Annotated in this window: 11 protein-coding genes; 6 read left to right on the top strand and 5 right to left on the bottom strand. The window is 49.2% G+C overall.

The window, feature by feature from the left end; genetic code table 11:
* Positions 1 to 92: 92 nt before the first annotated feature.
* Positions 93 to 2,234 carry a methyl-accepting chemotaxis protein gene (locus ACNI29_RS10600; RefSeq protein WP_419778349.1) on the top strand — a complete coding sequence of 714 codons (2,142 nt, stop codon included), beginning with the start codon at positions 93 to 95 and terminating at the stop codon, positions 2,232 to 2,234.
* Between the two features lie 64 nt (positions 2,235 to 2,298).
* Here ACNI29_RS10600 and ACNI29_RS10595 read toward each other — a convergent pair whose 3' ends face one another.
* Positions 2,299 to 3,144, bottom strand: coding sequence for an aldo/keto reductase (locus tag ACNI29_RS10595; RefSeq protein ID WP_419778348.1), 846 nt, complete (start codon positions 3,142 to 3,144; stop codon positions 2,299 to 2,301).
* Between the two features lie 39 nt (positions 3,145 to 3,183).
* Entirely contained in the window at positions 3,184 to 3,495 is a 312-nt protein-coding gene (locus ACNI29_RS10590) for an MGMT family protein (protein ID WP_419778347.1), read from the bottom strand.
* 194 nt (positions 3,496 to 3,689) lie between these two features.
* Here ACNI29_RS10590 and ACNI29_RS10585 point away from each other — a divergent pair, with 194 nt between their 5' ends.
* Positions 3,690 to 4,505 carry an AraC family transcriptional regulator gene (locus ACNI29_RS10585; RefSeq protein WP_419778346.1) on the top strand — a complete coding sequence of 272 codons (816 nt, stop codon included), beginning with the start codon at positions 3,690 to 3,692 and terminating at the stop codon, positions 4,503 to 4,505.
* Here the strand turns inward: ACNI29_RS10585 and ACNI29_RS10580 are convergent.
* The gene (locus ACNI29_RS10580) at positions 4,502 to 4,894 is read right to left on the bottom strand and encodes a bacteriohemerythrin (protein WP_419778345.1); all 393 of its coding nucleotides are present in this window, start codon (positions 4,892 to 4,894) and stop codon (positions 4,502 to 4,504) included. The two genes, ACNI29_RS10585 and ACNI29_RS10580, sit on opposite strands and share 4 nt — an antisense overlap.
* A gap of 161 nt (positions 4,895 to 5,055) precedes the next feature.
* On the opposite strand from ACNI29_RS10580, the gene ACNI29_RS10575 reads away from it, so the two are divergent.
* From ACNI29_RS10575 to ACNI29_RS10565, 3 genes are all read left to right on the top strand, one after another.
* Positions 5,056 to 5,994, top strand: a complete 939-nt coding sequence (locus tag ACNI29_RS10575) for a DMT family transporter (RefSeq protein ID WP_419778344.1) — start codon at positions 5,056 to 5,058, stop codon at positions 5,992 to 5,994.
* 219 nt (positions 5,995 to 6,213) lie between these two features.
* Entirely contained in the window at positions 6,214 to 7,194 is a 981-nt protein-coding gene (locus ACNI29_RS10570) for a BMP family lipoprotein (RefSeq protein WP_419778343.1), read from the top strand.
* A gap of 58 nt (positions 7,195 to 7,252) precedes the next feature.
* A complete protein-coding gene (locus ACNI29_RS10565) occupies positions 7,253 to 9,577 on the top strand; it encodes an ATP-binding protein (protein ID WP_419778342.1) in 2,325 nt (774 codons plus the stop codon).
* A gap of 417 nt (positions 9,578 to 9,994) precedes the next feature.
* Here the strand turns inward: ACNI29_RS10565 and ACNI29_RS10560 are convergent, their stop codons facing one another.
* Complete coding sequence (locus ACNI29_RS10560; RefSeq protein ID WP_419778341.1) at positions 9,995 to 10,327, bottom strand: NirD/YgiW/YdeI family stress tolerance protein; 333 nt, start codon at positions 10,325 to 10,327, stop codon at positions 9,995 to 9,997.
* A gap of 601 nt (positions 10,328 to 10,928) precedes the next feature.
* Here ACNI29_RS10560 and ACNI29_RS10555 point away from each other — a divergent pair.
* Entirely contained in the window at positions 10,929 to 11,573 is a 645-nt protein-coding gene (locus ACNI29_RS10555) for an RluA family pseudouridine synthase (protein ID WP_419778340.1), read from the top strand.
* A 342-nt stretch (positions 11,574 to 11,915) separates the two neighbouring features.
* On the opposite strand, the gene ACNI29_RS10550 is transcribed toward ACNI29_RS10555, so the two are convergent.
* Positions 11,916 to 14,243, bottom strand: a complete 2,328-nt coding sequence (locus tag ACNI29_RS10550) for an FAD-dependent oxidoreductase (RefSeq protein ID WP_419778339.1) — start codon at positions 14,241 to 14,243, stop codon at positions 11,916 to 11,918.
* Positions 14,244 to 14,255 lie beyond the last annotated feature (12 nt).

The raw sequence follows: 14,255 nt of genomic DNA, 5'->3' as shown, positions 1-14,255 counted from the left end.
ACAATAAAATCTAAACACCTGTAATAAATAACAAAAACACGACACAAAGGTCTTGATAAACGCCAAAAATGTCACAAAAAAGGGGTGCTGACATGAGTTTTAAAAACTGGAGCCTAAAGACTAAAATTATCATACCCACATTCTGCATTGTAGGACTGATATTGACCACAAGCACATGGGTAACAACCTATCAGGCAAAAAGAATGGCCGTGAAACAGGCCAGCGAAGCAGCAGAACACATCGCCAGAGGTTACGGCAACGAAATCTCGGAAACCATGGGCAAGGCACTGACTGTCACCAGAACACTGGCCATCATGTTTGAGGAAGGCGCGAACTATAAGACAATCCCGGATCGAGAGTACCTTGACTCGGCATTGATCAAGGTACTGGAAAAACATCCCGGCCTGGCCGGTTCCTGGTGTGCTTTTCCCCCGGACGTTTATGATGGCCGGGAAGACGAATACACTGACAAATATAAGGGGGCCTACCGCAACTGGTACCACCGCGAAGGGGGCCGCATCGCCGAACTATTTGTGGGCAACAAAGACGTATCAAATGTAGGCTGGTTCCAGAACCCAATGTCCGGGAACGTGGAAACCGTTACCGAGCCGTACCCCTGGACCGTGCAGGGCAAGACCTTCTGGGTGGCATCCACCGGGATTCCCATCAAAAAGAACGGCCGCAATATCGGTGTGGTCGGCGTAGACTTCTATCTTAACGACCTTCAGGAAACCATCCTTGCCATTAAACCGTTCGAAACCGGCTACGCTTTTCTTGTTACCAACAAAGGTAATATCGTTGCCCACCCGGATGATGAGCTACAGGCTAAAAACCTGAATGATGTAATCAAAGACGGAAACAGGCATGAAGTGCTTTCCGCCATCAAAAAAGGGCGTACATACTCCTATGTAGCAAAGTCAGAATCAGGGGAAAAACAATACATCACCTACGCTCCCATCAAAGTCGGTAAAACTTCTTATCCGTGGTCCATCGCGATGGTCATTCCCATGGATAAGGTTGAAGCGCAGGCCAACGCCATTGCCCGCAACAGCCTGACCATCAGTGCTGTATCCATCATTATTTTGCTGGTGATACTCTTCATGCTCGCCGCGCTGATCAGCAAACCCATTCTAAAAACTGCCGCCTATACTGCCAAAGTAGCTGATGGCGACCTTGATGCGGATCTTGATATCAACCAGACAGACGAAATCGGACATATGGCGGAATCCATGCGTGCCATGGTCGGGGAATTGAAAAAAACAATCCGCAAAGCGGAAAACGAAACCCATAAAGCGGAAGAAGAGTCCGCAAAAGCACGTGAGGCTACAGCCGAAGCGGAAAAAGCACGCATCAAAGCAGACATGGCCCGCGCAGAAGGTCTTCGCCTCGCTGCCAACAGGGTTGAAATCATACTGGAACGGATTGTCTCAGCCTCGGAACAGATGTCCGTTCAATCCTCCGCAATGCTTGACGGTTCAGAAAAACAGAGTGACCGCATCGCTTCCACAGCAACAGCCATGGAGGAAATGAACGCCACAGTACTGGAAATTGCCCGTAACGCAGCCGACGCAGCGGGCGAAAGCACCGAAGCACATGAAAAAGCCAACGCCGGAGCTACTGTTGTTGAAAAATCAAAAAATGCACTGGACCAGACCGTAACAGAAGTAAACAACCTCAAAGCCAACATGGAAGAGCTGGATAATCAGGCCAAGGGAACCGAAGCCATAATCGGCGTGATTACCGACATTGCCGACCAGACCAACCTGCTGGCTCTGAATGCTGCCATTGAAGCAGCCCGCGCAGGGGAAGCCGGACGCGGGTTCGCTGTTGTGGCCGACGAAGTCCGCAAACTTGCTGAAAAAACCATGACAGCAACAGGCGAGGTATCAGACTCCATCGGTGCCATTCAACGGGTTGCCGGGGAAAATATCCGCTCCATGGAAACGGTCAACCAACGTATCGAAGACGCCAATGACTTCTCGGAAAGATCCGGTATGGTTTTAAAGGAGATCGTAACAGGCGCAGAAGAAAGCACCGTTCAGATTCAGAGCATCGCAACCGCAGCGGAAGAACAGTCAGCCACGTCTGAAGAAATTAATAATTCTGTGGAAGAAATCAGCCGCATCACATCAGAAACAGCCAACGGCGCGAGGGAATTCGCCATGGCACTGGATTCGCTTGCCGAGCAGGTGGCTGAAATGCAACAGATTGTAGAAGATCTGAAAGCTGAATAAGCAACAGGAATCAGCCTAAAATAAAATCCCGGAACGATCGATAACGTTCCGGGATTTTTCTTTACTAATATTCTTCGTAATAAGCCGGATGCTGGTCCTTCCGCCTTCCATCAGGCCTGTCCAGACTGTTGATCGCAGCCATATCATCGCTACTGAGTTCAAAATCAAAAACACTCAGGTTCTCCTGCTGCCGGGCCGGAGAAGTTGCCTTGGGGATGGGCAGCGCGCCAAGCTGTACGTGCCAGCGCAAAATCACCTGTGCCGCACTCTTTCCGTGAGCGGCAGCGATGTCGTGGATCAACAATTCATGCATGGCGGAATTATCACGGCCCAGCGGACTCCATGACTGGGTAATAATTCCGTGCTCATCATGCCAGCCGCGCTGTTCCTTCTGGATGAAATACGGATGCAGCTCAATCTGGTTCACCGCCGGAGTCACACCGGTTTCATCAATCAACCGCTGCATGTGCTCCGGCAGGAAGTTGCTGCAACCGATTGAACGGACCAGCCCCCTCTTCCGGGCTTCGATCAAAGCCTGCCATGCTTCCACATAGAGGTCCTGACTGGGATTGGGCCAGTGGATGAGGTAGAAATCATAATAATCAAGCCCGGCCCGGTAGAGGGACTCCTCCACGGAATAAAGGGCTTCATTGTAGCGGTGGCGCAGTCCGGGGACCTTGGAAGTAACCAGAATTTCTTCACGGGGCACACCGCTGCGCCGGATGGCTTCACCGACAGCCCCTTCATTCTCATACTTGAAAGCTGAGTCCAGCAGCCTGTAGCCTGCCTTCAAAGCGTTGACCATGGTTTCCACACCGGCAGAACCATTAAGCTTGTATGTTCCGAATCCCAGCGCAGGGATGGAATTGCCGTCATTCATCTTCAAATCAGGTATGGAAATATTACTCATGAAATCCTCCATGCTGTTTTCAGCCGGACAGGTTGATCACTAAGGACACCAGAGATAGGTCTCAAGATCTATGCGTCCATCAAAATCGAATTCAACGCCTTCCTTTTCCAACAACTCGCGCTGTCTTTCGTAGCCCTGACCTTTTTTTAATGAAATGCAGCCTTCTCTGTTGACCACCCTCTGCCACGGCAATTGTTCCTTTTCACCGCTGCTGTGCAGAATGCGCACAACCTGCCGCGCACCACGGGAATTCCCGGCCAGTGCGGCGACCCTGCCGTAGGAGCAGACCTTTCCCTCCGGAATAGCCTTGATCACTTCAATTACTTTTTCAGTAAAAACGGTCCTGCCCATGACAGCTTCCTCAAAGGTTTAATGCTCAATCAATTAAAAACAAAATATATTTTCCGCGCAAGCTGTCCATATTATAATTTTACGCAATACAGTCTAAACTAAAGGAGCAATATTTTACAAGACAGTCCGCGCGATGCTGGTTAGCTTGTCTTCCAAGGACGTTTATGCAAAGCTTTTGCTGCGTGGTAAAAATTATGAAAAAAGGGACAATCAGATATCTGCGCCCCCCTGCAATAGAGGGGCTTGAGATTCAGGAAGTCATTGATTCCAACCATTCCTTCCCCAACCATACTCACGGATTTCATTCTGTCGGCGTTATGGAGGCAGGCGGCTGCTATTGCCGCCAGCCCGGTTCGGGAAGTTCTTTTGTGCGCGGAGGAGAAATCGCCCTATTCAATCCCGGGCTGGTTCACTCAGGAGTCATAACTGATTCAGACACCCGCATCACCTACAGGGTCTTCAGCTTTGACAATCAACTGTTTGAAAAAGCCCTTCGTGACTTGAATGAAAATGATGGACTGCCTGAATTCAGGTCCGTGGTGACGAAAGATAAATTAACCAGCGGAACCCTGACTGAACTGAACTACGCAGCATCCGGCCTTAAAAGCAGGCTGGCTGTTGATACCGCGCTGGCCCGTGCTGCGGCAGCTCTTTTGACCCGACACTGCGAAACGCAGTCGAAGGTCCCGAAAACAAAAGAACCTTTAGCCGTAAAAAAAGCCCGCGACTATCTCGGGGCAAATCTTTCTGAAAAAGTATCACTGGAAGAACTGGCGCAGGCGACCGGACTTTCCCGCTACCACCTGCTGCGTGTTTTCAGGGAAGCTACCGGACTCCCTCCACACAGCTACCATCTGCAACTGCGAATAGAGCACGCCAAAAAACTGCTCCGCTCCGGGATGCCTTTCGCTGAAACTGCCCTGCAAAGCGGTTTTTCCGACCAGAGCCACTTTACCAACACTTTCCGCCGCTACACAGGGGCAACTCCAACCCAATACACCAATATCTAAAGACTGCGGATATAATCCATGTACTTCTGGTCACTGGTAATAATGTGACCGACCAGCCAGTTATTCAAGAACTCCAGCATATCCTGAAACGGTACGTATTTGTTGAACACCGCATCCTGATACTCAACAACTTTATTGATAAATTCAGTATGCTCAGCAATATGCTTAGCCAGATCCGGGTAACCTTTCTCGCGCATGAGAGCTTCTTCCGCCCGAAAATGCTCCCGTGCATAGTTCCCCATGCGGCTGAGACAGGTATAGGCCGCCTCAGCGGCATCTTCCGCCTCGGCCTCAGCTAAATCATTAAGCATTGCAATCAGTGACTTATGTTGCTCATCAATCAACTCATCGCCAAGACTATAGCTGTCTTTCCATACAGCGAATGGCATATCTAAACTCCTTTTCCATTACCTCATCAAACAGTCATATCTTTGGCCTAACATTATAGGCAACAACACTCCAAGAACATTTTAGCCGAAAAATGAGAACAGCAATATTCTCCAAGACCATCAAAGTGCAAGCAGATACTTTCAAAACAAAGGAGATACCCATGAACCAGAATAATTCATCAAATTTTTTACCCGTACTGGCAATACTCGGTGCAGTGCTGCTTTGGGGCAGCTCTTTCGCTGCCATGAAACATCTTGTCGGTACTTTGAATCCGTGGGCCGTAATGTGGATGCGCGTCGGCTTTGCAACCCTGATCCTGACCCCGTTCATGCCCAAACTGGCCCGTCCGGTAAAAAACGGAAAAGACCGCGTGGCACTGGCAATTATGGCTCTGTTCATGCCCTGCCTGTATTTTCTTTTTGAATCATACGCCCTGACCTACACAACCGCCACGCAAGCCGGACTGATTTCAGCATCACTGCCGCTTATGGTTTCAGCCGGGGCAGGATTCTTTTTCAAGGAAAAAACGACTCCAGCCGGGTGGGCCGGACTGGCCCTGTCCATGGCCGGAGTTGCGGCCCTGACCATGAGTGGAAATCCTTCCGTAAACGCTGCCAACCCTGCCTTCGGAAACCTGCTGGAACTCTTCGCCATGATCTGCGCCGCAGGATATATGCTGTTGGTCAAAAGGCTTTCCGCCCACTACGGTCCTTGGACACTGACTGCGATCCAGAATGGAGCCGGGTGCATATTCTTTATTCCCGGTCTATATCTGATTCTCCGGGACGGACTCGGAACAAGCCCGCATGAAACGCTGCTGATGGCCGGCTACCTCGGAGTATTCGTAACACTTGGAGCTTTTGTGCTCTACAATCTGGGAATCAGCAGACTCCCGGCAGGCAAGGCCTCAGCCTTCATTAACCTTGTCCCGGCAATTGCGGCATTCTTCGGTTGGTTCCTGCTTGGCGAGACACTCAACCCTGTGCAGCTGACGGCCTCAGCGGTCATCTTTGCTGGAGTCGGGCTCGCCCAGTACGGCGGGAAACTCAACTTAAAAAAATCACCTCTGCTCAGAATAGCCCCGGACCAGAACAGTTAATCCGGCTAAATACAGCAGAATACACACCTATAAAAACAACGATCCCGGTTAAGCTAATGCTTTGCCGGGATTTTCGTATTGAAACCTTAAGGTTAAATTTGCCCCAAGAACCTTTAACAAAATGCGCTTTTATAGTAAGTTCATCTACATACTCAATAACTGGATAATATTCGGCGATTTTCTTTAAAAAATAAGATTTTTCATCAATTCGGGGAACACATGAAAAAATTAATCACCATAATTTTATTTCTGACTTTTACACTGGGAACTGCTTTTGCAGACCAGCCTGTTGTCGGTTTCGTAACCGGAGCGTCAGGCCTGGGAGACCTGTCATTCAATGACATGTCATACGGCGGAATCCGCAAGGCGCAGCAGGAATTCAATTTTAAACTGATTATCCTCGAGCCCGAACCAGATGGCGAATCGACAATTAAAGATTTCACAAACCTGATCCGGCAATCGGATGTTCTGATTTTGGTCGGAGCCCAACATGCGCAACTGGTTAAACAGACAGCACCCCATTTCCCTGACAAAAAATTCATCATCAGCGAAGTGCCTATCACTGGCATAGACAATGTATCCTCTGTTTTCTTCGAGCAGGGCGAAGGCTCTTTTCTGGCAGGTGCACTTGCGGCATTGACCAGTAAAACCGGGATAGTCGGTTTCATCGGCGGGACCCCTGTTCCACCGGTAATGAAATTCGAGCAGGGCTATACGGCCGGAGCTGAATATGCTGTGCCTAATATCAAGGTTAAAAAGGCCTACCTGAGCCCTTTAGGTGACTTCTCCGGATTCAACGCACCGGCCAAAGGCTACAACATTGCCATGAGCCAGTTCGGTAGCGGAGCGGATGTAATTTTTACTGTTGCCGGCTTGAGTGGTAATGGAGTAATCGAGGCAGCCCGCCGCAGCGATAAATTCGCAATCGGAGTAGATTCAGATCAGGATTCACTGGCTAAAGGCTTTGTTCTTACAAGCATGATAAAAAAGCTTGATGTAGCGGCGTACAACGAATTAAAAGCAGTTATGCAAAACAAGTTCACACCCGGACCAACAAGCTACGGGCTTAAGGAAAACGGGGTAGGACTTAGTAAAATGAAATATACCCGCGACAAAATTCCTGCTGAAATTCTGAAAAAAGTAAACGAAATCAGAGAAAAAATTATCCGCGGTGAAATTAAAGTAGAATACAAAGAATAATTATCTGAGATTAATACAGATTTGAGAAATTACCGAAAAGTTATGGTTAGCGACGAACATGAAAGACAGCTTACGGTTTAAAATTTCCATAGGCACCGGGCTGATCCTGCTGCTGTTTTTTTTCCTGCTGGGATATTACATTGTCGATTCCCAAAAAAGAATGCTGGAAAACAACCTGCATGAACACGGCAACCGAGTCGCATCCCTTGCTGCGCGCTCCTGTGCGGAGTATCTGCCCAGATTCAGTTTCTTCCTGATTGAAGACCTTGCCCTTTCTATTGAGCAGTCACAGCAGGTTGCTTTCTGCGAGATATACAACCGCGAAGGCAACCCGATTCTGCAATCCGGTAATATTGTATCCAAGGCACACACTTCCAAGAACAAACCCTCATACGGTGACGATGTCCTCATCGTTTCGCGTCCGATCATCAGCGGCAATGAAAATATCGGCCGGGTTGAAATCGGTATGCGGCTCGATAAAGTCCGCAAGGAAATCCACGAAAACACATACAGCCTGATTCTTCTTTTCAGCGCATGCATGCTCTGCACTATCATTGCTCTGGATGCCTTTTTCCAACGCATTATCATATCTCCGCTGGGCATACTGGCTAACAATACCAGAAAGATCGCCCGCCGAAAATTTGTTACCGTGGACGTGGGAACGCGCATGGATGAAATAGGAATTTTAGCCCTTAATTTCAACCACATGAGCCGCAACTTAGAGAGCCTCTATAAAAACCTTGAGGTCAATGTACAGGAACGAACCCATGAGCTGGAAACAGCTAACCGCAAACTGGTCAGGGCGATTGCAAAATCAGAAGCCATGGCAGTTGAAGCTGCGAAAGGAACAGTAGCAAAATCCCAATTTCTGGCCGCCATGAGCCATGAGATCCGAACCCCCATGAATGCTATCCTCGGTATGGCTGAAATTCTGGGGGAATCATCTCTGGACGACGAACAGCGAAGGTTTGTGGAAATCCTGCAGGAATCAGGAGAATCGCTGCTGCACCTGATCAATGAAATTCTCGACCTGAGTAAAATTGAAGCAGGTGAAATTCCATTTGAAAGCAAAACCCTCAACCTCGACAGACTGGTCGGTAAAGCATTTAAAGTCACTGCCCATGCCGGGCACGGAAAAGGACTGGAACTGGCATACAACATCAAAAGGGATGTCCCCGAGCACCTGATGGGTGATCCTACAAGGTTGCAACAGATTTTCGTTAACCTGATCGGTAACGCCATAAAATTTACAGAACGCGGCTTTGTTGTCGTTGAAGCTTCACTTAACCCGGTCCTGAATCAGGACGGCAACGGCAACACCCTGAATATCCATTTTGAAGTGAAAGACAGCGGCATTGGTATTGAAGAAGATAAATTGGAATCAATCTTTGACCGCTTCACTCAGGCCGACTCTTCCACCACCCGCAAATACGGCGGAACAGGACTCGGCCTTTCGATCTGCAAATCACTTTGCGAAGCTATGGGCGGGAAAATATGGCTCGAAAGCCGCAAAGGTTTCGGCACGACAGTACATCTGGACCTTCCCTTTGAACGGGACCCCCGCAGCTCGGTGGAAAGCTCTCCTCTGCGTGGTAAATCCGTCCTGATTATCAACGACCAGGACTACTCGCGACAGGCTCTGGCCATTCGCATGAGCACACGGACCAAACGCATCAGCAAAGCGCAAAGCATAGAAGAAGGCCGCAGTTTCATTGAAAGCAGCCTGAAATCGAACACTCCTTACGATCTTGTTCTCGTTCGCGGAGACATACACGGCTGGAGACGTCAAAAAACCCTTAATGAATTGCGCTCCATGAAGGTCGATGAAGATAAAATTATTATGATCACCACCGTGGGACAAGATCATATTGAAAACTTTACCGGTTGCGTTCTGCTTGCCCCTGTGGACATGCTTTCACTTGAGAATACGGCTAAAAAAGTACTGAACAGTACCCCGGAGCTACATCAGCCCCCGGTTCAGCCCTGCGGCAGAATCAGGCCTCTTGATATTCTTCTGGTTGAAGATAACAAAGCCAACTGCATGCTGGTCCAGCTGTTTTTCAAAGACCTGCCCCATACCCTCAAGGTAGCCCACAACGGTAAAGAAGGCTTGGAACAAAGTCAGGCAAACAAATTCGACCTGATCTTCATGGACATTGAGATGCCCATAATGGACGGTTACGAGTGCACCCGCAGGATTCGGTCATGGGAATCCCAAACCGAGATCAGACCAAGCATTATCGTTGCGCTGACCGCCCATGCACTGACTGAAGCGCGGGAGAAAATCCTTGAAGCAGGTTGCGACTCTTTCCTGACCAAGCCCATATCCAAAGACAAGATAATCAGCACCATTAATGAGCTGTGCAATCCATATTTCACTTAGCAGGACACCGTAAACGCCAACCAGCCACTCTCATTCTCCACCTGTATTTCCAGTAGAAGTATATCAACAGCCAGTATTCAAACAAAAGATGAACGCAAATGGCCTGTTCCTGAACGCGCAATCTTTTCATGTACGCCATTGCCAGAATTTTAGCATCTGCAGTTCCATACAAATAAAAACTGCAGCAGCGCCCTGCAGCCAAAGACAACAGATTCACCTGCAGAACAAACCCAACCCCAACGAAAAACAAAACCCCCGCAACCAAGCGTAAGCTTAGCTCCGGGGGCCTAAAAAACAGAAAGGCCGCGTCTTCAGACGCGGCTTTGAAAACTGCTGACAATTCAGATTCAAGAGAGTCGGATTAGCGACCTTTCTGGTTCGGAATATGTATTCCTGTGAGGTCCGTTCTAGCTGAAACTAGTTGATAACGGATATTTTCTGGGCTTCGATTCCGGCGAAGACGAGGTCCTGCTCGACCCTGCCTTCAATCTCTACTTCAGCATTTGCGTCAACGGGGAGGGATCCCGCTTTCGGGCTGAGGTCGATGATGATTTCACCGGTCTTGTCCTGAAATACGTATTTATTGTCGTTGATCTTTCTTACGATGTGGCCTTTTACTTTAGCCTTGGTATCAGCACCGGATACACGAGCTTCAGCAACGGTGGTTACGTCCTTGGATTTGAAGTCAAGGGTTTCAGAAGTTGCTGCAGCAGCCACAATCACCAGAAGTAAAAGAAAAAGTACGCTCATTTTTTTCATCTCTTATTACCCGTCCCACCCGAGGTGGAAGTTAAAGATTTGAAACCATATTTATGAAAATTATATTTTAACCTTTATGAAAACGTCCGGCTCTTTTTGTCCGGCCATTTTTTCTAGGAGGACCTGTTCTTGATCCGTTGATCAAGTAATAGACCCCTCTGTTTGATTATGCAATCAAAAAAATAAGCATATTGTGAAATTTTGTACAAAACACACCTTAACCCTTCATATTGTTTATAGATATTTTTTTCACAACCACCTTTTGGGCATATGGATAACAATTTACCATTCGTGCTACCTAGGATTAGCGTTCAATTGACACTGAATCTAGGTTCAATCGGACCATAATCATACCTTAAGAGTATAGAATAACATTATTCAACTGATAGGAGCGCACAACCATCTAATTTCATGTTATTTTTTAATCAAAAAGCAAGAACAGCACTAATTTTCAGCTAAAATTCATGTTGCAGCTCTGAAACTTCAGAAATGTTCACTTATGAAAACAATCGATATTTCCCGTAAAAACAAATTAATACCATCAGGAAATTTGATAGTTGATTTTTTGGCTTAAAAAAACGATTAAGTAGCCATGAGCAACTCAGAACTTCTTGATATCGTCTATGCGGACCGAAAAATAGTTGTGGTGAACAAACCCAGCGGATTGCTTTCCGTACCGGGACGCGGACCTGAAAACCAGGACTGCGTGGTCACAAGGGTGCAGAAGATGTTTCCCGAATGCCGCAAGTTCCCCACTGTGCATAGGCTGGATATGGACACGTCCGGCCTGTTGGTGCTGGGCCTCACTGCAAGGGCTGTGCGAGAGTTGGTGGAGCAATTCCAGAAGAGACTGGTAAAAAAACGCTACATCGCCCTGCTGGACGGCATAGTAAAAGGGGACAGCGGTGTTATTGAGATGGCTTTCCGTCTTGATCCGTATAACCGCCCCTATCAGGTCTACGATCCCATACACGGCAAGTTGGGTATCACCCACTGGCGCAAGCTGGGCATTGAAGACGGTAAGACACGGGTCGAATTCACCCCGCTTACCGGACGTACCCATCAATTACGAGTACATTCAGCACATCCGCAGGGACTAGGCTGTCCCATCGTCGGGGACCGCCTCTACGGATCAGGAACAGCACCCGGACAGCTTAAGCTTCACGCCGGATATCTCTGCTTCGAACACCCCAAGACCAAAGAAAAAATGGAATTCGAAATCGAACCTTTATTTTAAGAAATGCCTCCGGCGGCTGGGGAAGGGAAAACTTTTGCAAAAGTTTCCCCTTCCCCAGACCCCATCCCTTTCAAAACCTTTCAGTTTGCTTCGCTGCATAGGTTCAAATGACGTTCTTCGAATACAACTTTGGCGAAGCCCAATAAAAAGTTTTGGGATTCTCAAACCCTTTTCCCAAAAGGGTTTGAGGCCCCCGGCAGGGACCGCCGGTAGGCTTCCCCAGCCGCCGGAGACCAACAAAAACAATAAAAGCCCTGCTGAATTTCTTCAGCAGGGCTTTCATCTTAGAATCCATACAGGATCACCGGACCGCCCGGATCACCTATTCTTTAAGACTTTATATTATCCCATGGGGCTGTTTTCCACGAGATTCCAGATGCCGCAGGGGCAGACGTTAGCGCAGAATCCGCAGCCAATGCATTTATCAGCATCGCAGACCATTTCAAAATCCTTGCCCTCGCCTCCTTTGCGGGAGATAGCTGCCTGCGGGCAGACAGTTTCGCAAAGACCGCAATCACGACAGGAACCGCAGGAAGAACATTCCTGTGCACATTCCTGAACATCCTTGAAATTGGTGATACGCGGATCAAAATACTCAAGGGTCATACGCTTGTAATCGATGACATCCTTGGGTTCTGCGTGCGGACGCTTGCCGGTAAAGACTTCGTCGAGAGTCTCGGCTGTAGCGCGACCGTGACCAATTGCGTGGGTCAACAGGCCGGGACGAACAGCATCACCGATGGCGTAAACACCGGGTTCGGTGGTCTGGTAATCTTCGTTAACCACAATGTGACCGCGATCAAGGGCGATCGTATCGGGCAGGAACTCGATATCAGGGGTATCACCGATGGACATGATTACTGTGTCAGCCGGGATAACTTCGCCGGACTTGAGCACAACACCTTCTTCGGTAACTTCCTGAGTAAAGCAGGGGTAGCGGAATTTTGCGCCTACATGCTCAGCTTCTTCACGCTCCTTACCGAAAGCAGCAGGCTTCTGAATATCGATAAGCAGGATATCTTTTGCACCGAGACGGGCACATTCGGTAGCAACGTCGCAACCAACGTTACCAGCACCGATGATGACCACTTTCTCACCGACTTCAGCCTTGCCCTTCATGGCTTCCTTGAGGAAATCAAGAGCCGGGTTGATACGCTCATGACCGGGAATGGGAATGATGCGCGGCTTCTGAGCACCGATGGCGAGAACTACGGCATCGTTATTCTGCCTGAGTTCAGTAAAATCATCGGCGGTGAGCTTCTTCTGCATATGTACATGGGGAATAACCTTAGCAACACGCTCAAGCTCGGAATCCAGCACTTCCTTGGGAATACGGCTGGAAGGAATGGCGGAGGTGATTTTACCGCCGAGCTTATCAGACATGTCGTATACAACGGCTTCGTGACCCTTGCGGCGGATCTGCCATGCAACGGAGATGCCTGCGGGTCCACCACCGATAACCGCAACTTTCTTACCAGAAAGCGGAGGAAGTTCGGGAGCCGGGCTGTTCACACCCTCACGGCCGAGTTTAACAATATCAATTGACTGCAGGTCCCTTGCGCTTCGGGTACAACCTTCCATACAGAGGTTGGGACAGAGGTAACCGCAGACAGTAGCGGGGAAAGGAGTATATGCAAGGGCGAGGTCCACAGCTTCATCAACGAGGCCGTCACGGACCAGCTGCCAACGTTTCTGCACCGGCATTCCGGTAGGACATGCTGACTGGCAGGGAGCCTGATATTTGCGGTTTTCCCAGACCGGAACGAATCTACGCAGTTCACCGTGGGTGATCAGCGGAATGGGAGAACGGTCGAGGTCGGTCAGATCACCGATAAGGCCGCCCTGCCCCAGTTCACCGTCCCATACTTCGGAACGGAACTCGGACATGGAACGACGCTTGCGTCCGGTCTTCTCAAAAGGAGATTTGGCGCGGATGAGCTGCCATTCCTTGCGTTCGGTCAGGGAATCATAAACTTCTTCGCGGCCGATCTTGGCGAGGTTCTCTTTCAGGTTGCTGGTCAGCCATTCCCAATCCGCATCTGTGATGGGTTCGAGGATAGCATCTGCAGTGGAGAATTCACCGTGGGGTCCGCGTACGAAAATGCGTCCACCAACCATACCTACACAGGGACGGAAGGCGAGTACGTTTTCGGGGTTCTGTGCTTCGTGACCACAGACGACAGCAGTACCGCCGGCCATAAATTCAGCGAAGTAGTCACCAACGCCGCCGAGGATCCAGAGTTCAGGAGGATCGAAACGGGGGTTGGTTTTGGTCATGGTCATACCACGGGCACCGATGTCACCGTTAATGATAACTTTACCCTGTGCCATGGCGTTACATGCGCCGTTTGAAGCATTGCCGTGAACGATGATTTCAGCACCGGCGTTGAGCCAACCCACGTCATCGGAAACCGAACCGTAAACATTGATCACTGTGCCGGGAAAACCCTTTGAGCCGAGACGCTGTCCGGATGTGCCGATAACGTCGATATCGATGGGTTCTTCCTTGGAAATCCAGAGTCGTCCGCCAATACCATGCTGGCCCATGGCGTCTATTTCAAGCTTGCGGGCTCCGTCGGCGACCGCTTTCTGAATCCGCTCTTCAAGGATGCGGGATTCAATACGGGCGCCTTCTTCAAGACCGCTGATGCATATTTTTTCTGTTGCCATTTTAAATCTCCG

This window comes from Maridesulfovibrio spiralis (SeqCode), assembly GCF_048571135.1.
Lineage (GTDB): Bacteria > Desulfobacterota > Desulfovibrionia > Desulfovibrionales > Desulfovibrionaceae > Maridesulfovibrio > Maridesulfovibrio spiralis.
This window is presented reverse-complemented; position numbering and strand designations above follow the sequence as displayed.

Excerpts from the sequence above, each read along its gene's own strand:
- ACNI29_RS10600 (WP_419778349.1), top strand. The coding sequence starts at position 93 with ATGAGTTTTAAAAACTGGAGCCTAAAGACTAAAATTATCATACCCACA.
- ACNI29_RS10595 (WP_419778348.1), bottom strand. The coding sequence starts at position 3,144 with ATGAGTAATATTTCCATACCTGATTTGAAGATGAATGACGGCAATTCC.
- ACNI29_RS10590 (WP_419778347.1), bottom strand. The coding sequence starts at position 3,495 with ATGGGCAGGACCGTTTTTACTGAAAAAGTAATTGAAGTGATCAAGGCT.
- ACNI29_RS10585 (WP_419778346.1), top strand. The coding sequence starts at position 3,690 with ATGAAAAAAGGGACAATCAGATATCTGCGCCCCCCTGCAATAGAGGGG.
- ACNI29_RS10580 (WP_419778345.1), bottom strand. The coding sequence starts at position 4,894 with ATGCCATTCGCTGTATGGAAAGACAGCTATAGTCTTGGCGATGAGTTG.
- ACNI29_RS10575 (WP_419778344.1), top strand. The coding sequence starts at position 5,056 with ATGAACCAGAATAATTCATCAAATTTTTTACCCGTACTGGCAATACTC.
- ACNI29_RS10570 (WP_419778343.1), top strand. The coding sequence starts at position 6,214 with ATGAAAAAATTAATCACCATAATTTTATTTCTGACTTTTACACTGGGA.
- ACNI29_RS10565 (WP_419778342.1), top strand. The coding sequence starts at position 7,253 with ATGAAAGACAGCTTACGGTTTAAAATTTCCATAGGCACCGGGCTGATC.
- ACNI29_RS10560 (WP_419778341.1), bottom strand. The coding sequence starts at position 10,327 with ATGAGCGTACTTTTTCTTTTACTTCTGGTGATTGTGGCTGCTGCAGCA.
- ACNI29_RS10555 (WP_419778340.1), top strand. The coding sequence starts at position 10,929 with ATGAGCAACTCAGAACTTCTTGATATCGTCTATGCGGACCGAAAAATA.
- ACNI29_RS10550 (WP_419778339.1), bottom strand. The coding sequence starts at position 14,243 with ATGGCAACAGAAAAAATATGCATCAGCGGTCTTGAAGAAGGCGCCCGT.